We start from the raw sequence: 23,083 nt of genomic DNA on the forward strand, positions 1-23,083 counted from the left end.
ACTATCCGACCGATCTCCACCGGCGCAGATCACCTTCGACGACCTGCCACCGGAGCGCCATCGCGGTCGCGGCGAGGAGAGCCGGCGTGAGCCGGACGTAGGCGTTGTGCATGGCCGTCAGCGGCACGAACAGCAGCGCCGCGAACGGGGCGTGGACGAGCCCCCAGCCCGCGCGCGCATGCCCGCGCAACGGTGTGTCGTACACCTGAATTTCGGGCGCTTGTGTTTCAGATTCTGGCCTGGGCGCGTGCGCGGATCTAATCGTGGAAGGGATCGGTGTCCTGACCGGGGAGCCAGGACCGGCCCGCCTCGGTCCAGCCGTTGGCCTTGATCATCTTCTTGGCGGCGCGCTTATTGCGGCCGATGAGGCGGTCCAGGTAGAGGTGGCCGAGTAGGTGGTCGGTCTCGTGCTGCAGGCAGCGGGCCAGATAGCCGGTGCCGGCGACGGAGACGGGCTGGTTGTGGATGTCGACGCCCGTCACCTCGGCCCAGTCGGCGCGTCCGGTCGGGAACCACTCCCCCGGCACCGAGAGGCAGCCCTCGGCATTGCTGTCGGGATCGGGCATGGTCTCGGGGATCTCGGAGGTCTCGATGCTCGGATTGATGACGTACCCGCGCTGACGGCCGTCGGCGGTGACCAGGTCGTAGACGAAAACCGCTCGGGGATCGCCGATCTGGTTGGCCGCCAGGCCCGCACCCCGGGCCGCGGTGTTCGTCTCGAACAGGTCCTCGACGAAAGCGGCCAGCTCCGCGTCGAATTCGGTGACGGGCACGGCCGGGGTGGACAGTCTGGGGTCACCGGCGATGAGGATCGGTCGAACAGCCATGCCCTATTTCTCTCAGAAGCAGGACGGACGGTTTCCGCCGGGGTCCGCTACGGCCGTGGAATATTGCGCATATTGCTGCGGGCCAGCTCGATCATGCGGCCGACGCCACCGGCCAGCACGATCTTGCCCGCCGCCAGCGCGAAACCTTGACCTGCGCGGCGTCGATCCGGGGCGGGAGGGACAGGTCGGGTCGGTCACGACGTCGACCAGCATGGGTCCGGGCTCGGCGAACGCCTCGGCCGGCGCGGTCGCACCTCCGACGGGCGGGTGACCCGTAGCGACGGAATACCCACGGCCGACGCGATATCGGCGTAGTTCACCGGTTCCTGATCGGTGCCGTAGTCGGGCAGGCCGCTCATGCCGACGTCGTACGGGTTGTCGAACTGGATCCATTCCTTGCCGCCGAGCGCGTGGCCGATCGGGGCGTGCAGGCGCTCGCTGCACCCCGGCGGCGACGAGAGCGGGCGAACGCATCGTCCGGATCGAAGTGCACGCCGACCCGGAAACGCTGGCGCGGCTGTGGCTTTCGGTGCCGGACTTCAGCGCGTAGCGACCAGTTTGACCGGGGCCTCCAGCAGGGCGTCGATCGAATCCTCCCAGGCCACCGTGCGCGTGGTCACGATGCTCGGGTCGAAGCGCTCGGCGGCCACCAGCTCCAGGATGTGCGGGATCGACGGGCGTGCGTGCGCGCGACCGGTGTGGAAAGTGCAGCAGCGCGAATACATTTCGAGCATGGGCAGCGCGACTTCCTGGGTCTGGACGCTGACGCTGGTGCAGAAACCGTCATTGGCGGTGGCGCGGATGGCGGCCACCAGAGCGCCGGCGCCGCCCGCGGCTTCGACGGTGACCGGGAACCGGCCGACGCGCTCGGCCGGCCTGCCCTCGATGGGCTCCGCGCCGAGTTCGGCTGCGATGGCGAGCCTTTCGGGGTCGGTATCGAGGTAGACGGCGCGGGCCGAGCCGAGCGCCACCGCGAGACCGGCGGCGTACAGGCCGATCGACGGTGCGGCCGGACCGCTCAGAACGAGCACTTCCGCGCCGGGCCGGTCGGCCAGCTGCGGGGCGACCGAGCGATACGCGTCGGCGATATTGTCGCTGGCGCTGGCGACCGCGGCCGGATCCACACCGGCGGGCAGCGGGACCAGCATGGCGTCGGCGTGTGGGATGCGAACCAGGTCCGACCACAGACCACCCCAGGTCAGGCCACCCATCCGGCCGAGACCGAAGCTGGACATGAACGGGTGGGCGGTGCAGCCGCCGGTGTGGCCGCGACGGCAGGAATCGCAGGCGCCACAGGAGATCTGGAACGGGATCACCACCCGGTCGCCGGGACGGACGGTGGTGACCTCATTACCGACCGCCACCACCTCCCCCACCCCTTCGTGACCGAAGGGGTACGGGCCCGCGAGGGGAAAGCGGCCCTGCAGGACAGCGGGGTCGATATCGCAGGTGGCCACCGCTATGGGGCGGACCAGGGCCTGATCACGGGCGTCGAGGGTGGGTTCGGCGGTGTCTTCCCAGTGCAGAGCATTCGGACCGTCGAGCACGAGTCGCTTCATGACTCGATCGTCACTAGAACGTTCTTTCCAGTCAACCCTCTCAGGGTGAATTCGACTCGGCGGCATCGACTTCCGCCAGACTCATCCGGATCAATCGCGCCATGGCCGTCGACACCGTGTGGAGCGGCGCGTCGGTGCGGCGCACCCGGGCCAGGATGGTCGCGCCCTCGTAGGCTGCGACCACCGTGGTGGCCAGATCACGCGCCTCTCCCGGTTCCAGGCCCATCTCGGTGAGCAGCTCGGCGAAACCGTGCGTCATGGCTTCGAAGGCCGATACGCAGGCGGAGCGCACGGCGTCGACGTCACTGCCGCCGTCCAGGGCGGGCGTGCCGACCGGGCAGCCGGCGGCCCAGTCGGTCTCGGCCAATTTGGTGGCCATGAAGTCGAACAGCGTTGCCGCCGTACCGAACACATCGCCGGGAGCCTGCCGGATCATGCGCCCCACCAGCACGCCGGTGCCGGTGATGGCCGAGACCGCGATCTCCTCCTTGCCGCCCGGAAAGTGGTGGTAGATCGACCCGTACGGCAGCCCCGCCGCCTCGCTCAACTTCTTCAGCCCGAATCCGTGGTAGCCGTGCCGGGCGAGCAGCCCGGCCGCAGCCACCTCGATTCGCCGTTTCGAATCGGACACCATTCATCCAGAGTATGAGCGGGGTCCGACAGGGACAGCGCGAATCATGCTCGCGCAGTGGATCAACCGAGCGCCGCGATGGCGGCACTGAGCTTCTCGGTCGCGGAGTCGGCGACCTCTCGCAGCGCCGGATCGCCCGCGACCTGCACCATCACGTCCGGATTCATGGCCTCCACGATCACCGTGCCGGCGTCCGAACGATCGGTGCGCACAACCACATTGCACGGCAGCAGCAGGCCGATCTGACGGTCCACGCCGAGGGCGGCGTGCGCCAGCGACGGATTACAGGCGCCCAGGATGAGGTAGTTTTCCATGTCCGCGTCCAGCTTCTGCTTCATGGTCGCGGTCACGTCGATCTCGGTGAGCACGCCGAAACCCTGATCGGACAGTGCCTTCCGGGTCCGTTCCACCGCGTCGGCGAAATCTGTGCGCAGAGTAGCGGAGAGTGCGAGGCTCATCACGAATTCCTTTCCGTTGCGGGGCAGCCGGTTCGGGGCACGCCCAGGCGTTGCAGGATGAGGGTCACCGGACACCAGCCGGCGATCCCGTAGAGCAGCAGGTTGGCCGCCACGAAGGTGGTCAGCAGCAGCCACCAGGTCGAGAACGCGAGCACCAGCGCGAGGCTGAGCAGCACCATGGTGCCGGCCAGAACCGGCACGATGCGGTCGATGGACAAGCGGCGGATCGCGGTCGTCATGAATTCCTTTCGGTCCCGGCGCTAGGCCAGCGCCAGGAAGAGTTTTTCCAGTTCCTCGACCGTCATCGGCTCGGAGTTCTCCGCTTTCTCGCCGGTCAGGCAGTCGCGCAGACCGGTGGCGACGATCTTGAATCCGGCCCGGTCCAGCGCGCGGGAGACCGCGGCGAGTTGGGTGACCACGTCCTTGCAGTCGCGGCCCTGCTCGATCATGGAGATGACGCCCGCGAGCTGTCCATGCGCGCGGCGCAGGCGGTTGAGGACCAGTGCGATGCTGTCTTCGTCGCCGATCATGTGGATTCCTTCCCTGAGTCCGATGACTTCAGTATACCCCTGGGGGTATGCGGGGGCCGTGAGAGAGGGCTCACCCTTTCCCACGGCCCCCACCCGTCAGTGCGCGAAGCTGATGTCCGGCAGCACCTTGCGCAGCCAGCGCGGCGACCACCAGGCAGCATGCCCGGTCAGGCGCAGCAGCACCGGCAGCAGGATCAGGCGGATCAGCACCGCGTCCAGCAGGACGGCGACACCGAGAATGATGCCCATCTCCTTCGGCGGCAGCGGATCGGCCAGGGCGAAGGTGAAGAACACCGCCACCATGACCGCCGCGGCAGCCGCGATCACCCGGCCCGAGTGGGCGACGCCGTCGATATGGGCGACAGCGGGATCACCGGAACGTTCGTAGTGCTCCTTGGCGGTGGCCAGCAGGAAGACCGTGTAGTCCATCGCGATCGCGAAGATCATGGCGAAGAAGAACACCGGCCCCCAGCCGTCGAGGAAGCCCTGTGGCGTGAAGCCGAGCAGGCTCGCGCCGTGGCCATCCTGGAACACCAGTTTGGCCACACCGAACGCCGCCGCCGTGGACAGCAGGCTGACCACCGTTCCGAGCACCGCGATGAGCGGGGCCTGCAGCGCAACCAGCAAGAGCAGGAAACCCAGCGCCAGGATGACGCCCACGATGATCGGGAGATAGTGGTTCAGCGCCGCCTGCAGATCGAGATTCTCCGCCGCCGCGCCGCCGGCCAGCGCACCTTCGGGCAGGTCGTGTCGCAGAGTGTCGAGGATCGTGCCCATCGACGGATCGGAGGGATCCACTGCGGGCATGGCCTGCATCATCACCCATCCACTGCCGTCGGGGGCCGCCTGGGGCGGAGTGACCGCGGCGATGCCCTCGGTCGCCCGGGCCGCGGCCGCCGCCTGATCACCCACCGCAGCGGGTGCGACGATCTGCACCATACCTGGTGCGCCCGTTCCGAATTCGCGTTGCACGAGCTCGTAGCCCTGGCGCACCGCCGCGTCCTGGGGCACCACGTTGATCGACGGCATCGCGACCTTCAGCCCGAACACCGGGATCGCCAGGCCGATCAGCACGATCAGCGCGCCGATGGCGAATGGCCACGGTCGCCGCTGCTGCAGCTCGCCCCAGGCCGCGAAGCGCGGTGAGCGATGCGGCTGGCGAGCGACATGGGGCAACGACACCGCATCGACCTTGCGACCCAGCTTGCCTAGCGTCGCGGGCAGCAGCGTCAGAGTGGACAGCAGCACGAACGACACCGCGAACATGATGCCGACGGCCATGGTCCGCACCGCCGGGGCAGGGACGATGAGCACCGCCGACAGACTGACCAGCACGGTCAGGCCCGACAACAGCACGGCTTTGCCGGCGGTGTCCATGGTTTCGGCGACCGCCGCCCGCGCATCACCGGACTTGCGAATCGCGTCACGGAAGCGCGAAACCAGGAACAGCGCGTAATCGATGCCCAGCGCCAGCGCGAACATCATCGCGAAGTTCATGGCCCACACCGAGATCGGCGTGAGGTGGTTGAGCAGCACCAGGCCACCCGCCGAGGCGATCAGACCGGTGAGGGTCAGCAGCAACGGCAATCCGGCCGCGACCAGCGACCCGAAGGCCAGCACCATGATCGCGAGAGTGACCGGCCAGGAGAACATCTCGGCCTTCATCATGGCCTCGTGGTTGGCCTTGTTGAAGTCGCTCCACAGGGCGGAAGCGCCGGTCGGATAGACCTCGAAGCCGTCGGACGAGAGCGCCTTCAGCTGGGGTCCGACGTCGGTGACGGCGGCGACCATGTCGTCGGTGCTCGCGTTCGCGCCCGCCAGCAGGATGCCGGTGTGGCCGTCGCGGCTGACGGTCTGGCCGGGCACGGGAGCGACGAGCGCACCGAATCGGCTGTCCTGCTGCAGGATTCCACTGATCTCGTCGATCAATCGCTGAGCCTTCGGACTGTCGATGGTGGCGTCGCCGGAGTGGATCACCACCTGCACCGCGGCCGCCGAGTTACCGCCGAAGTGCTCCTGCGCGACCTCGCGGGTCTGTACCGATTCCGATCCGTTGGCCTGCCATCCGGCGCCGGCGAGTGAATCGAACACTGTGGGCGCGGCCGCGCCCAGCGCCACCGCGACGATCAGCCAGAAGCCGAACACCCAGCGGGCGCGATCGGCCATGAGGGCCCCGAGACGGCCCAGGAGACCGCCGGGGGCGGCCGTGATCTGTGAAGCGTCGGCGACGCCGACAGTAAGACTTCGCATATTACTTCCTTCCATACCCCCTGGGGTATCCGTGAAGACTATACCCCCAGGGGTATATTGGAGGTCAAGTGGCGAACGCCCGGCAACCGCGGATCACAACGACGCACGCAGGTCTACGGCGATGTGCTGGGCCTCGGTCGCCCACCGCCGGACTAGGCTTCGCAGCTGTGGCGGTAGTGGAAGGCGCGCGGCGCAGAGTCATCGATATCGGACGCCGGGCCCTGGGCCTGGACGTTCCCGCCGCCGATCACACCGTCGCCGTGCTGCACGGCGACGACGCCGAACGTCCCGGCCTGGACCGCCGCGAAACCCTGCAACTGATGCGGATCCGGCTGCTCGGCGCGACCGGAGCCGTGATCATGGCCGTCTCGGCGCTGGGCGTCGGAGCGCAACCGGTCCACCAGAATCCGATCTCCGGCATGCGCGTGCTCGGATTCTTCGCGCGCGCCGGCACCTCGACACTGGCCATGTGCATGATCGGCACCGTCCTGGTGATCATGGCCTGGCTGCTGCTGGGCCGCTTCGCCGTCGGCGGCTGGGGCGGGGATCCGCGCCACCGGCTCAGCCGTTCGCAGATGGATCGAACGCTGCTGCTGTGGATCATTCCGCTCAGCGTCGCGCCGCCCATGTTCAGCAACGACGTGTACTCGTATCTGGCACAGAGCGAAATCGCGGCCCGGGGCATGGACCCGTACTCGGTCGGACCGGTCGACGGGCTCGGGCTCGACAATGTGCTCACCAATAATGTGCCCAATATCTGGCGGTCCACCTCCGCGCCCTACGGGCCGCTGTTCCTGTGGATGGGACGCGGCATCGCGCAGATCACCGGCGACAACATCGTGCTCGGGGTATGGCTGCACCGGGCGCTGGCGCTGGCGGGCGTGGCGCTCATGGTGTGGGCGCTGCCGCGGCTGTCACGGCGCTGCGGCGTCGCGCCGGTGAGCGCGCTGTGGCTGGGCGCGGCCAACCCGCTGGTGCTGTTCCACCTGGTCGGCGGCGTGCACAATGACGCACTCATGCTCGGGCTCATGCTGGCGGGCCTGGAATTCTGCCTGCGCGCCATCGACGATGCCCCGGACTTCGATCAGAGAGCCTGGGCGCTGCTGATATTCGGGACTGTACTGATCACGCTGTCCTCGTCCGTGAAGATCATCTCGCTGGTGACCCTCGGATTCGCTGGTATGGCTCTGGCCCGGCGGTGGGGACGCGGGCTCAGACCCGTGCTCGTCGCCGGCGGCGTGCTCGGCGTGATAGCCGTGGTCACGACACTTTTCGTGAGCTACGCCAGCGGGCTGGGATTCGGCTGGGTCAATACCGTCGGCACCGCCACCACCGTGCGCAGCTACCTCTCCCTGCCGACGGCCGTCGGGATCATCACCGGATTCGGGGGCGTACTGCTCGGACTCGGCGACCACACCACAGCCCTGCTCGACATCACCCGGCCCATCGCCGAGATCATCGCGGGCTTCGTGACATTGCGCATGCTCGTCGCCGCGTGGACCGGGCGCTTGAATCCCATCGGCGCGCTGGGTGTTTCGCTGGGCGCGATCGTGCTGCTGTTCCCGGTGGTCCAGCCGTGGTACCTGCTATGGGCCATCGTGCCCCTCGCGGCGTGGGCGAACCGGCCCGCGTTCCGGGTGCCCGCGGTGGTGCTGTCGGTGGTGGTATCGGTGATGGTCATGCCGCGCGGCGCGGACTTCTATGTCTTCCAGATCGTCGAATCCGCCATCGCCACGCTGGTCGTCGGACTGTCGCTGATCTTCCTGACCCGAAATGTGCTGCCGTGGCGCAATCAGCCGGGGGTGTCGGCTCGGTCACAGCAGCCCACGCCTTACGGTGTCTCATCGTGACCGCAGCTTCCGGACCCGCCGTACGCGTCGACGGCGTCGTGAAACGCTACGGCGAGACCACCGCGGTCGACGGCATCAGCTTCGATATCGAACGCGCGCAGGTGCTGGCCCTGCTCGGACCCAATGGCGCCGGCAAGACCACCACCACCGAGATGTGCGAGGGCTTCGTCACCCCCGACGCCGGGACCGTGCGAGTACTGGGCCTGGACCCGATCGCCGACTCCGACCGGCTCCGACCGCGCATCGGCGTCATGCTGCAGGGTGGCGGCGCGTATCCGGGATCCAAGGCCGGGGAGATGCTCGACCTCGTCGCCTCCTACTCGGCGAATCCCCTGGACCCGGCCTGGCTGCTGGACACGCTCGGGCTGAAAGACGCTCGGCGGACGCCGTATCGGCGGCTCTCGGGCGGGCAGCAGCAGCGGCTCGCGCTGGCGTGCGCGCTGGTCGGGCGGCCGGAGATCGTGTTCCTCGACGAGCCGACCGCCGGATTGGACGCGCAGGCACGGCATCTGGTGTGGGAGCTCATCGACGCGCTGCGCCGCGACGGGGTCAGCGTGCTGCTCACCACGCACATGATGGACGAGGCCGAGCAGCTCGCCGACCAGCTGGTCATCATCGATCACGGGCAGGTCGTCGCGCAGGGCACGCCCGCCGAGGTGACCTCGCACGGGGCCGAGGGCCGGCTGGCGTTCACCGCGCCCCCCAAACTGGACCTGTCACTGCTGGAAGCAGCGCTGCCGGAGGGTTTCACCCCGCGCGAGACCGCGCCCGGCTCCTACCTGCTGCAGGGCGACATCACCCCGCAGGTGCTGGCCACCATGACCGCGTGGTGCGCGCGAATCGACGTGCTGCCCACCGACATTCGCATCGACCAGCGCCGCCTGGAAGACGTGTTCCTCGAACTGACCGGGCGGGAGCTGCGCGGATGACCGAGACCGTGAACCGATTCGCGGCGGGCACCTTCTCCCCCGCCCCGCAGCCGACCACGCGGGCGAAGATGCTGGCGGCGCAGACCCGCATGGAGCTGATCCTGTTGCTGCGCAACGGGGAACAGCTGCTGCTCACCATGTTCATTCCGATCACGCTGCTGATCGGGTTGTCCCTGCTGCCGGTCAGCGGGCTGGGCGAGCACCGGGTGGATCGGGTCGTGCCCGCGGTGATGATGGTGGCGATCATGTCGACCGCGTTCACCGGGCAGGCCATCGCTGTTGGATTCGATCGGCGGTACGGGGCGCTGAAGCGCCTCGGGGCGACGCCGCTGCCGAGGTGGGGCGTCGTCGCGGGCAAGTGCTCGGCGGTGCTGATCGTCGTGGTGCTGCAGTCGATCCTGCTGGGGGCCATCGGGTTCGCGCTCGGGTGGCGGCCGGCCCTGGGCGGGCTGCTGCTGGGCGCGGTGGTGATCGCGATCGGGACCGCGACCTTCGCGGCGTTGGGACTGCTGCTGGGCGGGACGCTCAAGGCCGAGGTGGTGCTGGCGCTGGCGAACATCCTGTGGTTCGTCATGCTCGGGACCGCGAGCCTGGTGTTCATGTCCGACGATCTGCCGCACGCGGTGAGCCTGATCGCGCGGATCATTCCGTCCGGGGCGCTGTCGGAGTGCCTGGAGCAGGCCATGCGCACCAGCATCGACTGGTACGGGCTCGCGGTGCTGGCGGGCTGGGGCGGGCTCGCGGGGTGGCTGGCCACCCGGTTCTTCAAATTCGACTGACGCGGCCGGCGTGAAAGTTCGCGCCCGCCCGGGTGTTTAACGACACGTTGTAGTAGGGCGGGTGACGGGGCGAAATACCGTCCCGCTACCATCGGTGCGTGCTGTCTCGCGCCTTCCAGCGACTTGCCGACCTGTTCCCGATGCCCTCCCTTCGGGTGCAGCGACTCATCGCCTTCCTGGTCATCCTGTCCCAGGCCGGAATCTCGGTGACCGGGGCGGTCGTCCGCGTCACCGCCTCGGGTCTGGGCTGCCCCACCTGGCCGCAGTGCTTCCCCGGCAGCTTCGTGCCGACCGCGGTCGCCGAGGTGCCGGTGGTGCACCAGGTGGTCGAATTCAGCAACCGCATGCTGACTTTCGTGGTGTCGCTGGCCGCGGCGGCCATCGTGCTCGCGGTCACCCGGGCGCGTCGGCGGCGCGAGGTCCAGGTGTACGCGTGGCTGATGCCCGGCGGCACCGTGCTGCAGGCGGTGATCGGCGGGATCACCGTGCGTACCGGGCTGCTGTGGTGGACGGTCGCGGTGCACCTGCTCGCGTCCATGCTGATGGTGTGGCTGGCGACGCTGCTGTGGGCCAAGGTCGGCGAACCCGACGAGGGCATCGACACGATTCAGGTTCCGAAGCCGCTGCGGTTGCTGACCGCACTGTCCGGTCTGGCCCTCACCGGGACCCTGATCGCGGGCACCCTGGTCACCGGCGCCGGCCCGCACGCGGGTGACAAGAGCGTCGAGAAGCCGGTCGAACGCCTGCAGGTCGAGATCGTCACGCTGGTCCACCTGCACGCCGAACTCCTCGTGGCCTACCTGGCGCTGCTGGTCGGCCTGGCCTGCGGCCTGGCAGCGGTCGGGATGAACAAGGCGATCCGGACCCGGCTCATCGTGGTCATCGCGCTCGTCTGCTCCCAGGCCCTGATCGGCATCGTCCAGTACTTCACGCACGTTCCCGCCGCCCTGGTGGCCTTCCACGTCGGCGGCGCGGCGGCCTGCACCGCGGCCACCGCCGCCCTCTGGGCCGCCATGCGGACCCGCGAGCCGCTCCCCACCTCGGCCCCGGCCGCGGCCGACAAGGCCGCCGCCTAGCATTTCGCGCCACGCACGGAGTCGGCACACCCGGCAGGATGTCTGGTGTGCCTGATCTTCTCGACGACGCTCAGCTGGAACAGACTGCGGTAGTAGCGAACTCCGCGATGAACCGCGATCGCCGCCTGCCCGCCTACCGTCGCGAACTCGGCTTCGACCCCGTCGCCTGGCTCTCCGCCCGGCCCGGGCCGCAGCGGTGGCTCGATATCGGGTGCGGCAGTGCCCGGGCGTTGTTCGATGCCGGTGAATCACTCTCCGGTGAGGACCAGATCGTGGGCTTGGACCTGGTCGACTATTTCAGTGGACCCTCCCGGCCCGGGGTCACACTTGTCACCGGTTCCGTCTTGAAGTGGCAGCCCAGCGAGCCGTTCGACCTGATCACCAGTGTTCATGCTCTGCACTATGTGGGTGACAAGCTGACCGCCCTGACCCGCCTGTCCTCATGGCTGACTCCGGATGGGCTGCTGGCGGCCAATTTCGAGGCCGGCTCGGTGCGCCGACCCGATGGCGCGCCGCTGGGGCGACCGTTCACCAAAGCCCTCCGTGACAACGGTTTCACCTACAACGCGCGTGCCCACCGACTGACGCGCAGCGGTCGAGGACTCCCCCACTGGGCATTCGAGTATGTGGGCGCGGATGCCCACGCCGGGCCGAATTACACCGGCCAGGAGGCTGTGACCTCTCACTACCGGCCCTGACGGAGACTGTGACCGGGGGTTCTCCCGGACTGCCACTACGACTTCGGGATTACCGCTCATTGGCCCGGAGAGCGATGTCCGCAGCGAGCCGCACAGGCTACCCTCCCGTTACCAGGTCCGCGATCGAATTCGGCTGCACATCAGCATGATCGGTCCGGACCATCGCGGGGATGGAAGGTGGCCATGATCAACAGCATCGTTCGCAGGATGACGCCGGCGCTGGCGGTCGTCGGGTTGGTGTGCGGGGTGGCGGCCTGTAGCAATGCTCCGAAGGCATCGGGGCCGCTGTCGGAGCAGGCACGCACGGAGGTGCGGCAGGCGCTGGACAGTGTCGTGGCGACGGGCATTCCCGGGGTTCAGGTTGTGGTCACCGAGGGCGGTCGCGAGTGGAGTGCGAGTGCCGGCGTCGGAGACGTCGCCACCAGCGCGCCTTTCCCACCGGGTGCGCACGTGCGAGTTGGCAGTAATACCAAGGCATTTGTCGCTGCCACCATGATGCAGCTGGTCGCGGAGGGCTCCGTGGAGCTGGACGCGCCCGTCGAGCGCTACCTCCCCGGCGTCGTGCAGGGCGTCGGGATCGATGGCAACCGGATCACCGTCCGGAATCTGATGCAGCACACCAGCGGTCTACCCGAATACCTGGAACTGCCCAAGCTCCAAGGTGATTCCGATGATCTGCTGACCAAGCACTTCGAGACCGCCGATCTGGTCCGTGGCGCGATGACCCTGCCCGCTCACTTCGAACCGGGTGCGAAAGCCGAATACAGCAATACCAATTACCTCGTCGTCGGCATGATCGTGGAACGCGTGACCGGCCATCCGGTCGCCGAGGAGGTCACGCACCGCGTCATCGACCGGCTGGGTCTGCGCGACACCTACTTCCCCGCCGACCGCGACACCGATCTCCGCGATCCCCACCCGCGGGGCTACGAAACGGTGGACGGCAAGCCGGTCGATGTCACCCGTTTCGACTCGTCATGGGCGGGCAGCGCCGGTGCGCTGGTCTCGACGGGCGCGGACGTGAATCACTTCTTCACCGCCCTGTTCGACGGAAAGCTGCTGCCGCCGGACCAGGTCGCGGCCATGCGCGCCAACCCGCGGCCGCTGACAAACCGTCCCGGCTACTCCTACGGTCTCGGGCTGACCACCACCACCGCACCATGCGGCATCCAGGTGTGGGGTCACGGCGGATCGATCCCAGGCTTCCGCACCTTCGATGCCGTGACCCCCGGCGGCCGCGCCGTCACCCTCATCACCGATCTTCGGCCCTCGGATGCCACCCTCACCGCTGCCGCCCAGCAGGCCTTCGACACCGCGCTCTGCGCGGCCGACTGAACCGAGCCGGCTGTCAGTTGGGAGGAACCGCCACAATGCGGTTCGCACCGACGGCTGCTCACGTCCGGCCTGCAGTTCGTGCAGGGCGGCCTCGGCGACCAGGCCGACCCACGGACGCGCGCCCTCGGCCGGATGCGGCCAGCCGAGGACCGCGAAATCGGGTTCGATCCGGGCGGCGTTGCGGGCGTTGCGGGCCGCCACCTCATCCGCGATCAAGGGTTCGGCCAGGACTTCAAGGAGCAGCGCCTTGACTCCGCGGTCGCGCAGACAGGCAACGAAGTAGGCGTTGGATCCGGCCAGTAGCCGGTCCCGGCCCCGGGGCGAGACCGGCGACGGCGGTATCGATTTCGGTTTGCAGGCGCTCGTGGAATTCGCGGTGCGGAGCCGGCAGATCGACAGTGTGATCTCCGGCGAGGAGCGGAAGTGGTCGCGGCGGCCGAAGGTGCCGTCCGCGCGGACGACGCGAGATGCGGTCGACTGCGAACGTGTCCTTCGGTTCGCCACGGAATCCGGACTCGTTCACGAGCATTCGCCCCCGGAGATCACGGACGAGCGGTGGGAAGCTCTGATTCTGGAGGTCGCAACCGCAGCGCTCGCGGAGGGGGCCGCCACGCTGGCTGTGCGGGCAGCGGTGCGCCGGCAGTTGCGGCAACTGCGGTCACCTCGGGCCTCGGTATGGGCGCGGGCGCACGCCGACATCGCGAGCCCGATCGGCAGCACCGCGCTGTCGCTGCTCGTGGACATCGCCGAAAAGTCCGATGCGCCAAGGTTGTTCGATAATCTGGAGGCAACCAGCGACGGCAGCGACGACCACATTCATGACCAGTGCAATCTGGTCGCTGCCCTGGCCCGGCTCGGCCACACGCACGCCGTCCCTGCCGTCGAGGCGATGTTCGACTCCACCGTGTACTCCTACCTCCGGATCCGGTGCGCCGAAGCGCTGAGCCTTCTCTCACCCGATTTTCCACGTGGTCGCGCGCTCGAATGCCTCACCGACTGTGAGGCCACGACCCGTGGGGTCGCGATCACGGCCGCGGACATCTCGCTGTCCGGAGTGCGGGAACGCCTCGCTCTGATCGCCGCCGATCCGATGGAGGAGGACGGCAACCGGCGGGCCGCGGCGACAAGGATTTCATAAGAAACCCGCTGGGAGCGGTGGATAACTTCGTCTCATCCGATCAGCCATTCGGGCGGTGGATTTCAAACGGAGGTCAGACATCATGTGGAACGTTCCCAGCGGCGCACGCGGTCTGGTGGCGAAAGCAGCGGCGCCGGTGGCCGCAGCCGCGGTCGGGGTGGCGGCCATCGTGGTGGCTGCCGCACCGGCGCAGGCGCAGTCCAATCACCCGTATTCGTGCATCGTGGTGCAGAACCACGCCGGCCGCACGACCACGGTGACCATGAACTACCCGGCGGGCTACAACGGGTCGTGGACGATCTACCCGAACGACCTGAGCCTGCTGCTGTACAACGGTGATCCGGTCCAGTCGCCGACCGGTGACTTCGACATCCAGAAGGACTCGGACCTGCAGGCGGTGTGGAACTACGACCCGAACCGCGACACCAACCGCGGCTGCAACGGCTCCTGGGTCGTCACCCTGAACTGAGCGGGCGTCAGCGCCGATCGGCGATGACGACGTGCCCGTCGGCGCGCAAGGACTTGCGCTTCCCCTCGATGCCCGCGGCGACCGAGACGGCCTGGAGGTCGCGGTCGCCGGTGACTGCGAATCCGTGCTCGGCGAGCAGGGCGGCCATGGCCTCGGGGGTCCAGGTCGAGCGCTGCGGTTCACGGGCCATGGGGTTGGTGCGGCCGGAGACGGTCAGCAACAACTCCATGGCCTTTCGGCCGTAGTGGTACACCCGATTGGGGGTCGGGTAGGTGATGATCAGGCGGCTGCCGGGGGCGCTGTGCTCGGCCACCTCCACGACGGTCTCGGCGATCTGCGCGGGCGTCAGGTAGGGGACGACGCCCTCCCAGATCCAGGTGGTGGACCGGGTCCGGTCGTGACCCGCAGCCGTGAGAGCGGCGCCCAGGGAATCCTCGGCGAAATCGACCGGAACGAAACGGACATCGCCGATCGCTTCCCGTTCGCCCAACCGCTCCCGCTTCTCCGCCTGGGACGCGGGACGGTCCACCTCGAACACGGCGACGCCCGCCAGCTCCGGCATGCGCCAAGCCCGCGCGTCGAGCCCGGCACCCAGAATCACCAGCTGCGGATGCGCGCTTTCCCGCACCGCCTCGTCGATGGCGACCGTGCGGGCCGCCAGCACTTCCGAAGTGGCGGAGAGCAATTCGTATTCCATCCGCGCACCGAAGCCCTTCGGCACCGCGCCCGCGCGCACGAGATCGACCAGCTCGCGTTCGCCGTCGGCCAGTAGTTCGACCGCGACCGGGTCGGAGAACCGCCCGATCCCCATTCGCCCGTCCGCCACGGCCCGGCCCTGGCAGACCAGGATCGCTGTCCGGCTCGCTGCACGCTCGGTCACGGTTTCATTATCAACCCCGCTCCGGTAGCTCGCCCGCGGGCGGGGTGATCCGGGATGACCGCCAGAGCGGGCTGTCGACGAAGTGATTGTCGAATCGTTCTTGGGTGCGCAGGATTTCGAGCGGATCGACCTCACCGCGGCGGAGGCGCTCGCCCATCCGGAAGTATTCGAAGCGTTCGATGCCGGGGGTGAACACGATCAGGATATCGGCGGCCGAATCGGCCGGGGCGGCCCAGGCGTGCACCATGGCGGGCGGCACCAGCAGGAAATCGCCCTCGCCCATGGTGAGGATCTCCTCCCCGGCCAGCACCCGCAACGTGCCGCCCAGCAGGAAGAACAGTTCCGCGGAGGTGGAGTGGAAGTGCGGCGGCGGGCCGTCGGTGCCGGCGGGCAGGACCGCGCGGTTGGCGCTGAGCTTTCCGCCGGTCATATCGTGGTCGTCTTCATGGCCGTCTCCGCCGACCTCCCCGCCGGCAACCTAGCCATCGACTACCGCTGGGTTGCCGAAGACCCCTGCGTCCTCATCTTCTCCGACCACAGCCCGCTGGCAGCCGTGGTGGTGGACCTCGACCCCGCCGGCGACCGGATCCAGACGATCTACTCGATTACCAACCCGCACAAGCTATCCCGCATCAGCTGACCAGACGACGACACGACCGCGCCAGGGTGGCGGTACCCCATCAGATGACAGTTGGCCACCGACAACGATGACCGAGCTCCTCCCAGCGAGCGATCTGATCGGGCCGAGATGCTCGATCATGAACCCCTGCAGAGCTTCCCGGGTCAGCGGAGCGCACCCGTGCGGGATCAGCCGGGCTGGACAGAGGCGGTGATGACGACGGTGGCGTAGGAGGCGGTGAAGGTGCCGCCGAGCGCGTCGATGGCGGCGCCGATGCCGTCGAGGACGGCGGCGAGGGTGTCGGATGGGGTTTGGGTCAGGGTGCCGTGGGTGGGGATCTGGTCGAGCCATTCGTCGCGGGTGTAGGTGTGGTGCCAGTCGAACCGCCATTGTTCGGGGACGGTGAAGGCTCCGGAATCGTGGATTCCCTTGGCCACCAGGTCCAGCATCGGCTGGTAGACCTCCAGGGCGGGCCGGTCGGCGATCCGCGCGACAGGTGTGTCCGGCAGGTGTCGGCGGTAGACGGTGGCGAAGGCCTGGGCCGCGTCGGGTGGCAGCTGGACTACGGGCCAGAAGGCGGCGAAGCGGCCGCCGGGGCGGAGGACCTGCACCGCGCGGGCGGTGCCCAGGACGGGATCGACCCAGTGCCAGGCGGTTCCGGCGATGACGGCATCGAAGGTGCGGCCGGCCGGGTCCCAGTTCTCGAAGGTGCCGATCTCGACGTCGATGCCGGTCTCGCGGGCGAAATCGGCCATGCGAGCATCGGGTTCGACACCGAGCACCGTGCAGCCGGCGTCGCGGAACTGCCTGGCCGCGATGCCGGTTCCGCAGCCGACGTCGAGGATGTCCTGCCCCGGGGCGGCCGCGAGGATGCGGTCGATCATGGCGGCGGGGTAGGACGGGCGGGTGCGGTCGTAGCGGGCGGCGTCGATGCCGAACGATTCGGCCACCTGCCGGGCTAGATGAGGGCTCTGGTCTGCGGGTTCGGGTTCCGAGGACGGTAGAGTGACCATGCGCCCACTTTAAGTGGGCACTTGCCCACTCCGCAAGGAATCGGGCGCGGCAGACGGAAAGGAGTGCGGAGTGCCCACCGGGGTGGCCATACGCGATGCGCGGGAGCAGCTGTTCGACGCGGCCGAGCGGATTCTGTTGCGGGACGGGCCGAGTGGGCTGACGAGCCGGTCGGTCACCACGGAGGCGGGGTGCGCGAAGGGGGTGCTGCACCGGCACTTCGCCGACTTCGACGGGTTCCTCGCCGAGCTGGTCGAGGATCGGATCGTCCGGATAGAACGGCTGGGCTCGGCCCTGGGCGATCGGGCCGGGGACGCCACGGTGACCGGCAATCTCACCGAGGCGCTGACCGCGGTGTTCGAGACGGTGGCGGTGGCCATCGTCAGCCTGGTCACCTTCCGCGATGAGCTGCGCGCCCGGCTGCGGCAGCGCCGGCCGGTCGGGATCCCCCTCCTGACCGAGGCCACCGGGCTGATCGCCGCATATCTGGCCGCCGAGGTCGAGCACGGCCGGATCGCCGCCACCTGCGACACCGATCTGCTGGCTCGCACGCTGATCGGATCGGGACACCTGCTCTTCGCCGACCGCACCGCGCCCCGGCCCGAGACCGAGGACGTGCACGCCATGGTGACCGCGATGCTGGGTGGAGCGCTGACGTCCTGAAACACCGAGACGAAGACAGCTGAACATCTCACGGCGAGACCAACCTCGACACCGCCGGAGCGGCCGGGAAATTTGACCCTGGCAGAGATCGAACTGCCGGTGACCGGAGTATTCGAGGTCCGGGACCGCCGCATCGCGGCGTGGCGTGACTACTTCGACATGGTCCCGTTCACCGCCGTGCAGCAGGAGGCCTAGACCTCAGAAGCTCTGCCAGGAGGGCTTGTTCGCCATCGCGAACCGGTAGTAGTCGATGGCCTTCAGGCGCGCCGCCGCGTCCGGGTCCACGATGACCGTGACGTGCGGATGCATCTGCAGGATCGACGCCGGGCAGAATGCGGAGACCGGGCCCTCCACGGCGGCGGCGACCGCCGCGGCCTTGCCCGCGCCGACGGCGATCATGAGCAGATGACCTGCGTCGCTGATGGTTCCGAGGCCCTGGGTGAGCACATGCGTGGGGACCCGCGCCAGGTCGTCATCGAAGAAGCGGGCATTGTCCTCGCGGGTCTGCGGAGTCAGGGTCTTGACGCGGGTGCGCGAGCGCAGCGAGGAACCCGGCTCGTTGAAGCCGATGTGCCCGTTCGCGCCGATCCCGAGGATCTGCACGGCGATGGGCCCGTTCTCCAGGATGGCATTTTCATAGGCGGCCGCGGCCGCAGGAATGTCGGTGGCATTGCCGTCGGGGCTGTGGACGTCGGCGTCGGCGAAATCCACGTGTGAGGTGAACTCGTCCCGGATGAACTGCCGGTAGGACTGCGCGTGCCCGGGCGGCAGCCCGATGTACTCGTCGAGCAGGAACGCCTGCACGCCCGCGAAACTCAGGCCCTCCTCGCGATGCTGCCGGATGAGTTCCCGGTACGCGCCCAGTGGTGAGGATCCCGTGGCCAGCCCGATGGCGCGGGCGCCGCGGCGGACGTGGTCGGCCATGATGCGACCGGCCAGTACCCCGGCTTCGGCCGCGTTGTCGGTGATCACGAGTTCCATGGCGCTCCATCCTTGTAGACGGTCACGGGATCGAGGTGGTGGTCGGCGACCAGCAGGTCGGCGCGCATCCCGGGAGCCAGCGCGCCGATGTCGCCGGCCCTGCCGAGCAGGCGGGCGGGGGTGGCGCAGGCGGCGGTGGCCGCCGCGGTGAGTTCGACTCCCGCGTGGAACACGGTGCGGCGCAGCACTTCCGCGGCGGTGGCGGTGCCCCCGGCGATGACTCCTTCCCCGTCCGGGTCGTAGATGCGCGAGATCCCGTCCCGCACCACGACATCCAGGCTGCCGAGCTGGTAGCGTCCGTCGGGCTGCCCGGCGGCGGCCATGGCGTCGGTGATGAGGGCCAGATTGGCGGGGCCGATGGTGTCGAAGACCATGCGCACGGTGCCGTCGGCCAGATGCACGCCGTCGCCGATGACTTCGGCCACCACGTCGCCGCGACCGGCGGCGGCCATGGCGGCGGTGAGGAAGTTGGCGTCGCGGTGCGCCAGCCCGGGCATGGCATTGAACAGGTGCGTGATGGACACCCGCCCCCCGCGGCGCATGGCGTGCACCGACCGCTCGTAGCCGGCGACGGTGTGCCCCAGGGAGAGAATCACATTCGCGTCGGCCAGCACACCCGCGAGGGCGTCGAAGTTGGCGGTTTCCGGGGCCACGGTCACCGATACGACCCGGCCGCCGGCATGGTCGAGCAGACGTTCCAGCAGCGCCGGGTCGCCGGCCAGGATCCGTGCGGGATCGTGGGCGCCGCACCGGTGCTCGCTGATGAACGGGCCTTCGAGGTGGATTCCGGCCAGCAGCCCGTCGTCGATGGCTTTGCCCAGCACGTCGATACGATCGCGGAGTTCGGCTTCGGTGGCCGACACGAGGGAGGCGACCAGTGTGGTGGTGCCCCGGCTGCGATGGTAGTTCGCGGCGGCGGCCACCCCCTCGGGGTCGGCTTCCGGAAAGCCGAATCCGCCGCCGCCGTGACAGTGCACGTCGATCAACCCCGGCAGGATGATCTGCGGCTCATCGGCCGGTTCCGGCAGCGGACCACCGAATCCCGTTGCCGGGCCCACATAGTCGAGGCGCGCCCCGTCGAACGACACCACCCCGTCGGCGAGCTCGCCCGCCTCGGTGAGGGTGACGACCCGCCCGCGCAGGGTGGTCGTCACTTATCTCGCCCCAATACCCGGCGCACCGCTCGGAGTGCGTCGTCGGCGGTGCGGACCGACAGCACCGCTACCGCGGCCGCTCTGCACTGCTCGAGGGTGACTTCGGCGAGCAGGGCACGGACACCGGCGATCGAGCGCGGGGCCATGGACAGCGTCTCGACACCGAGACCCACCAGCACACAGGCGAATTCGGGATGCGACGCGGACTCGCCGCAGACGCCGACCCGGACGCCGTGCTTACCGGCCCCGGTCACCGTCATGGCGATGGCCGCGGCCAGCGCGGGCTGCCACGGATTGTGCAGCGCCGCCAGCGACGACGACATGCGGTCGGCACCGAACAGGTACTGGGACAGGTCGTTGGTGCCGATGGAGAAGAAGTCCACCTCCGCGCCGATGTACTCCGAACGCAAAGCGGCCGCGGGGATTTCGACCATGATGCCGCAGGTGCGGATCCCGGCGTCGCGAGCGCGGACGGCGAACCAGCCTGCCTCTTCGGCGGTGGCCACCATCGGCGCCATGACCCGCACAGGCGTCCCGGTGCTCTCGGCCGCGGCTGCGATTGCCGCGAGCTGGTCGAGCAGCGTCCCCTCATCGACGTTGCTCAACCGCAGACCACGCACGCCCAGCGCTGGGTTCTCCTCGTCCGGCAGGTCGAGGAACGGCAGCGGCTTGTCGGATCCGGCATCCAGGGTGCGGACCGTGACCGGCCGGTCGCCCAGGACGCGGAAGATCTCGGCGTATTGCTCGGTCTGCTCGGCCACGGTGGGGGCCGACTTGTGGTCCAGGAACAGGAATTCGGTCCGGAACAGGCCGACACCCTCGGCGCCGAGTTCGACCGCCAGCCGCGCATCGGCAACGGAGCCCACATTGGCCAGCAGCGGCACGGCGTGGCCGTCGGCCGTGCGACCGGGACCGGTCGGTGCGTCCGCTTGCCGGGCCCGCAGCGCGAGCACTTCCTCGCGCCGCGCGGCGGCGGGGCCGATCTCGACCACACCGGCCGTGCCGTCGAGCACGACCTCGGTGTCTTCGGCGATCCCGGCCGCGTCCGGCGCCGCGACCACGGCCGGAATCCCCAGTGCCTTGGCCAGAATGGCGGTATGGGACGTCGGCCCGCCCGCCACGGTGAGCAACCCGATCACCCGCTGAGGATCCAGCGTCGCGGTATCGGCGGGCGCCAGGTCTTGCGCGGCGAGGACGAAAGGCGTTGTGCTGTCGGGAATGCCGGGCGGGTCGACGCCGAGCAGCGCGGCCACCACCCGGTGCCCCACATCCCTCAGATCCGACGCTCGTTCGGCCATCATGCCGCCGAGCGCGGCCAGCTGCCCGCCGAAGTGCGCCACCGCCTCGGTGACCGAGTGCGCGGTCGGCGTCCCGCCCCGGATCTCGGCGCGCACCTGATCCAGCAGCGCCGGATCCGCGGCCAGCGCCGAGGTCATGAACAGGATGTCGGCCGCCGGGCCCGGCGCGTCGAGCGCCTGGGCGGAATACCGGCCGGCGACCGTCTCGAAAGCGGCCTCCGCACGGGCGATTTCGGCCTCGACGTCGCTCCCCGGCGGGTCGTTCGGGCTGGTGACCGGCGCGGGCGCCAGCCACTTCACCGATCCGACGGCGATCCCGGGAGCGGCGGCGACACCGCGCACCTCACGCGTCAAGATCTGTCTCCAGGATCGTGACCAGCGTATCGAGGGCCGCGTCGGCGCCGTCCTCGGCGTGCAGGGTGACGGTGTCGCCCTGCTCGACGCCCAGGGTCATCACCTGCAGCAGGCTGTTGGCGGCGACGGGGTCCTTGTCGCCGACCGAGATCCGCACGGGGACACCGGCTTCCCCGGCGGCCTTGGCGAACAGGGCAGCGGGCCGGGCGTGCAGTCCGGTCTTGGACGCGACTACGGCGGTGCGGGTGATCATGCTGCGATGTTCTCCTTCTCGATATCGGACTCGTCGGGTTCCCGGCCGGGCGTGGGCAGGTTCCAGCGCTTGATGATGAAGCTGAAGGTGACGTAGTACAGAACCGCGTAGCCGAGTCCGATCGGGATCAGCAGCAGCGGATGGGTGGCCTTGCCGAAGTTCAGCAGATAGTCGATGGCGCCGGCCGAGAAGGTGAAACCGTCGTGAATGCCGAGGGCATTGGTGAGCGCCAGCGCGGTGCCGGTGAAGAACGCGTGGATCACCAGCAGCGGCCAGGCCACGAAGATGAAGGAGAACTCCAGCGGCTCGGTGATACCGGTGAGGAACGCGGTCAGACCGGTGGACAGCATGATGCCGCCGATCATCTTGCGGTGCTCCGGCCGCGCGTGCCGCCAGATGGCGATGGCCGCGGCGGGCAGGCCGAACATCATGATCGGGAAGAAGCCGGTCATGAAGGTGCCAGCCGAGGGGTCGCCGGCCAGGAAGCGCGGGATGTCGCCGTGCGCGCCGTGGTAGTCGCCGATGACGAACCAGACCACCGAGTTGATGATGTGGTGCAGGCCCAACGGCAGCAGCATGCGGTTGGCGAATCCGAAGACGCCGCCACCGGCTACCGAGTTGTCGGCGACGGTGGTGCCCAGCCAGGTCAGCGCGGCATTGAAGGCGGGATAGATGAACGACATGACCACGCCGATCACCACGGCCGCGCACGCGGTCAGGATCGGCACCAGCCGGCGGCCGGAGAAGAAGCCCAGGTAGTCGGGCAGCTGGGTGCGGTGGAAGCGCTGCCAGAGCGAGGCCGCGGTCAGACCCATGACGATGCCGCCGAGAACGCCGAAGTTGACAAGCTGCGCGGCCGGGGCCTTTTCGACGTCGACGACCGGGCAGTTCCAGTGCGCGGCCCGGAACAGCCAGCCCAGCACCGGGCCACAGCTCCCGTCCAGCACGACCGGGGACATGGCTTTGAGGACACCGGTGAAGGCGAGGTAGCCGACGACCGCGGCGAGCGCGGTCGAGCCGTCGGACTTCTTGGCCCAGCCGATGGCGATGCCGACCGCGAACAGCAGTGGGAGGTTGTCGATGAGAGTTCCGCCCGCGCCGGCGAGCACGGCGGCGACCGAGCGCAGCGGCGAGAACCGGCCGAGCATGTCCTCCTGTCCTAGCCGGAGCAACAGGCCGGCAGCGGGTAGCGTGGCGATCGGCAGCATCAAGCTGCGGCCGAGCTTCTGCAGTCCGGATAGATCGAGCTTCTTGCGAGAGCTCTCGACGGCATCGGCCATGGAGTGGTCCTCAGTTTGCGATTGGAGTCCCGGGTACTGTTCACGATCAGCTACCGTGACT

General features: G+C 68.9%; 28 protein-coding genes. 11 read left to right on the forward strand and 17 right to left on the reverse strand.

Going from position 1 to position 23,083, the window contains the following annotated elements; all coding sequences use genetic code 11:
* Position 1: 1 nt before the first annotated feature.
* The 9 genes from ON33_RS11505 to ON33_RS11540 form a co-directional block, all read right to left on the reverse strand.
* Complete coding sequence (locus ON33_RS11505) at positions 2–205, reverse strand: hypothetical protein (RefSeq protein WP_040858313.1); 204 nt, start codon at positions 203–205, stop codon at positions 2–4.
* Positions 206–257: 52 nt separating this feature from the next.
* The gene (locus ON33_RS11510; RefSeq protein ID WP_040858314.1) at positions 258–827 is read right to left on the reverse strand and encodes a peptide deformylase; all 570 of its coding nucleotides are present in this window, start codon (positions 825–827) and stop codon (positions 258–260) included.
* 194 nt (positions 828–1,021) lie between these two features.
* Positions 1,022–1,186: a hypothetical protein gene (locus ON33_RS41130; protein ID WP_157184488.1), complete on the reverse strand. Its 165-nt coding sequence runs from the start codon at positions 1,184–1,186 to the stop codon at positions 1,022–1,024.
* A gap of 180 nt (positions 1,187–1,366) precedes the next feature.
* On the reverse strand, positions 1,367–2,386 hold the full coding sequence (locus tag ON33_RS11515) for a zinc-dependent alcohol dehydrogenase (protein ID WP_040858316.1): 1,020 nt from the start codon (positions 2,384–2,386) through the stop codon (positions 1,367–1,369).
* Positions 2,387–2,426: 40 nt separating this feature from the next.
* On the reverse strand, positions 2,427–3,020 hold the full coding sequence (locus ON33_RS11520; protein WP_051151920.1) for a TetR/AcrR family transcriptional regulator: 594 nt from the start codon (positions 3,018–3,020) through the stop codon (positions 2,427–2,429).
* A gap of 59 nt (positions 3,021–3,079) precedes the next feature.
* Complete coding sequence (locus ON33_RS11525; protein WP_040858318.1) at positions 3,080–3,475, reverse strand: DUF302 domain-containing protein; 396 nt, start codon at positions 3,473–3,475, stop codon at positions 3,080–3,082.
* The gene (locus tag ON33_RS11530; RefSeq protein ID WP_040858320.1) at positions 3,475–3,714 is read right to left on the reverse strand and encodes a YgaP family membrane protein; all 240 of its coding nucleotides are present in this window, start codon (positions 3,712–3,714) and stop codon (positions 3,475–3,477) included. The genes ON33_RS11525 and ON33_RS11530 overlap by 1 nt, the downstream gene beginning before the upstream one ends.
* 21 nt (positions 3,715–3,735) lie before the next feature.
* The gene (locus ON33_RS11535) at positions 3,736–4,005 is read right to left on the reverse strand and encodes a metal-sensitive transcriptional regulator (protein WP_040858321.1); all 270 of its coding nucleotides are present in this window, start codon (positions 4,003–4,005) and stop codon (positions 3,736–3,738) included.
* Between the two features lie 96 nt (positions 4,006–4,101).
* Entirely contained in the window at positions 4,102–6,255 is a 2,154-nt protein-coding gene (locus ON33_RS11540; protein WP_083868868.1) for an MMPL family transporter, read from the reverse strand.
* Between the two features lie 167 nt (positions 6,256–6,422).
* Between ON33_RS11540 and mptB the strand changes: the two genes are divergently transcribed.
* The 8 genes from mptB to ON33_RS11585 all read left to right on the forward strand — a co-directional run bounded on the left by mptB (position 6,423) and on the right by ON33_RS11585 (position 14,529).
* The gene (gene mptB, locus ON33_RS11545; RefSeq protein ID WP_040858327.1) at positions 6,423–8,105 is read left to right on the forward strand and encodes a polyprenol phosphomannose-dependent alpha 1,6 mannosyltransferase MptB; all 1,683 of its coding nucleotides are present in this window, start codon (positions 6,423–6,425) and stop codon (positions 8,103–8,105) included.
* Positions 8,102–9,034, forward strand: coding sequence for an ABC transporter ATP-binding protein (locus ON33_RS11550; RefSeq protein ID WP_040858329.1), 933 nt, complete (start codon positions 8,102–8,104; stop codon positions 9,032–9,034). The genes mptB and ON33_RS11550 overlap by 4 nt, the downstream gene beginning before the upstream one ends.
* Entirely contained in the window at positions 9,031–9,813 is a 783-nt protein-coding gene (locus ON33_RS11555) for an ABC transporter permease (RefSeq protein WP_040858332.1), read from the forward strand. Before ON33_RS11550 ends, ON33_RS11555 begins: the two co-directional genes overlap by 4 nt.
* A gap of 98 nt (positions 9,814–9,911) precedes the next feature.
* On the forward strand, positions 9,912–10,889 hold the full coding sequence (locus ON33_RS11560; protein ID WP_040858334.1) for a COX15/CtaA family protein: 978 nt from the start codon (positions 9,912–9,914) through the stop codon (positions 10,887–10,889).
* Positions 10,890–10,936: 47 nt separating this feature from the next.
* Complete coding sequence (locus ON33_RS11565; RefSeq protein WP_218001408.1) at positions 10,937–11,587, forward strand: class I SAM-dependent methyltransferase; 651 nt, start codon at positions 10,937–10,939, stop codon at positions 11,585–11,587.
* A gap of 183 nt (positions 11,588–11,770) precedes the next feature.
* Complete coding sequence (locus tag ON33_RS11570) at positions 11,771–12,922, forward strand: serine hydrolase domain-containing protein (protein WP_051151921.1); 1,152 nt, start codon at positions 11,771–11,773, stop codon at positions 12,920–12,922.
* A gap of 286 nt (positions 12,923–13,208) precedes the next feature.
* The gene (locus ON33_RS11580) at positions 13,209–14,060 is read left to right on the forward strand and encodes a hypothetical protein (protein ID WP_040858340.1); all 852 of its coding nucleotides are present in this window, start codon (positions 13,209–13,211) and stop codon (positions 14,058–14,060) included.
* An 82-nt stretch (positions 14,061–14,142) separates the two neighbouring features.
* Positions 14,143–14,529, forward strand: coding sequence for a hypothetical protein (locus ON33_RS11585; RefSeq protein ID WP_040858342.1), 387 nt, complete (start codon positions 14,143–14,145; stop codon positions 14,527–14,529).
* Positions 14,530–14,536: 7 nt separating this feature from the next.
* Here ON33_RS11585 and ON33_RS11590 read toward each other — a convergent pair whose 3' ends face one another.
* Both ON33_RS11590 and ON33_RS11595 read right to left on the reverse strand, forming a co-directional pair.
* Positions 14,537–15,409: a class I SAM-dependent methyltransferase gene (locus tag ON33_RS11590; protein WP_040858345.1), complete on the reverse strand. Its 873-nt coding sequence runs from the start codon at positions 15,407–15,409 to the stop codon at positions 14,537–14,539.
* 10 nt (positions 15,410–15,419) lie between these two features.
* On the reverse strand, positions 15,420–15,839 hold the full coding sequence (locus ON33_RS11595; protein WP_051151923.1) for a cupin domain-containing protein: 420 nt from the start codon (positions 15,837–15,839) through the stop codon (positions 15,420–15,422).
* 15 nt (positions 15,840–15,854) lie between these two features.
* On the opposite strand from ON33_RS11595, the gene ON33_RS11600 reads away from it, so the two are divergent.
* The gene (locus ON33_RS11600; RefSeq protein ID WP_157184489.1) at positions 15,855–16,049 is read left to right on the forward strand and encodes a hypothetical protein; all 195 of its coding nucleotides are present in this window, start codon (positions 15,855–15,857) and stop codon (positions 16,047–16,049) included.
* A 167-nt stretch (positions 16,050–16,216) separates the two neighbouring features.
* On the opposite strand, the gene ON33_RS11605 is transcribed toward ON33_RS11600, so the two are convergent.
* Complete coding sequence (locus ON33_RS11605; protein WP_083868870.1) at positions 16,217–17,041, reverse strand: class I SAM-dependent methyltransferase; 825 nt, start codon at positions 17,039–17,041, stop codon at positions 16,217–16,219.
* Between the two features lie 70 nt (positions 17,042–17,111).
* On the opposite strand from ON33_RS11605, the gene ON33_RS11610 reads away from it, so the two are divergent.
* Positions 17,112–17,702: a TetR/AcrR family transcriptional regulator gene (locus tag ON33_RS11610; RefSeq protein ID WP_040858351.1), complete on the forward strand. Its 591-nt coding sequence runs from the start codon at positions 17,112–17,114 to the stop codon at positions 17,700–17,702.
* 72 nt (positions 17,703–17,774) lie between these two features.
* On the forward strand, positions 17,775–17,897 hold the full coding sequence (locus ON33_RS39520; RefSeq protein WP_083868872.1) for a limonene-1,2-epoxide hydrolase family protein: 123 nt from the start codon (positions 17,775–17,777) through the stop codon (positions 17,895–17,897).
* 3 nt (positions 17,898–17,900) lie between these two features.
* Here the strand turns inward: ON33_RS39520 and nagB are convergent, their stop codons facing one another.
* The 5 genes from nagB to ON33_RS11635 are packed head-to-tail and all read right to left on the reverse strand — an operon-like array spanning position 17,901 to position 23,022.
* Complete coding sequence (nagB, locus tag ON33_RS11615; RefSeq protein ID WP_040858353.1) at positions 17,901–18,683, reverse strand: glucosamine-6-phosphate deaminase; 783 nt, start codon at positions 18,681–18,683, stop codon at positions 17,901–17,903.
* A complete protein-coding gene (locus ON33_RS11620; protein ID WP_040858355.1) occupies positions 18,671–19,837 on the reverse strand; it encodes an N-acetylglucosamine-6-phosphate deacetylase in 1,167 nt (388 codons plus the stop codon). The genes nagB and ON33_RS11620 overlap by 13 nt, the downstream gene beginning before the upstream one ends.
* Positions 19,834–21,489 carry a phosphoenolpyruvate--protein phosphotransferase gene (gene ptsP, locus ON33_RS11625; RefSeq protein WP_157184490.1) on the reverse strand — a complete coding sequence of 552 codons (1,656 nt, stop codon included), beginning with the start codon at positions 21,487–21,489 and terminating at the stop codon, positions 19,834–19,836. The genes ON33_RS11620 and ptsP overlap by 4 nt, the downstream gene beginning before the upstream one ends.
* Entirely contained in the window at positions 21,479–21,742 is a 264-nt protein-coding gene (locus tag ON33_RS11630; RefSeq protein WP_040858357.1) for an HPr family phosphocarrier protein, read from the reverse strand. Before ON33_RS11630 ends, ptsP begins: the two co-directional genes overlap by 11 nt.
* A complete protein-coding gene (locus ON33_RS11635; RefSeq protein WP_040858359.1) occupies positions 21,739–23,022 on the reverse strand; it encodes a PTS transporter subunit EIIC in 1,284 nt (427 codons plus the stop codon). Before ON33_RS11635 ends, ON33_RS11630 begins: the two co-directional genes overlap by 4 nt.
* Between the last annotated feature and the right edge of the window lie 61 nt (positions 23,023–23,083).

The organism is Nocardia niigatensis NBRC 100131 (genome assembly GCF_000308655.1).
Classification (GTDB): Bacteria; Actinomycetota; Actinomycetes; order Mycobacteriales; family Mycobacteriaceae; genus Nocardia; species Nocardia niigatensis.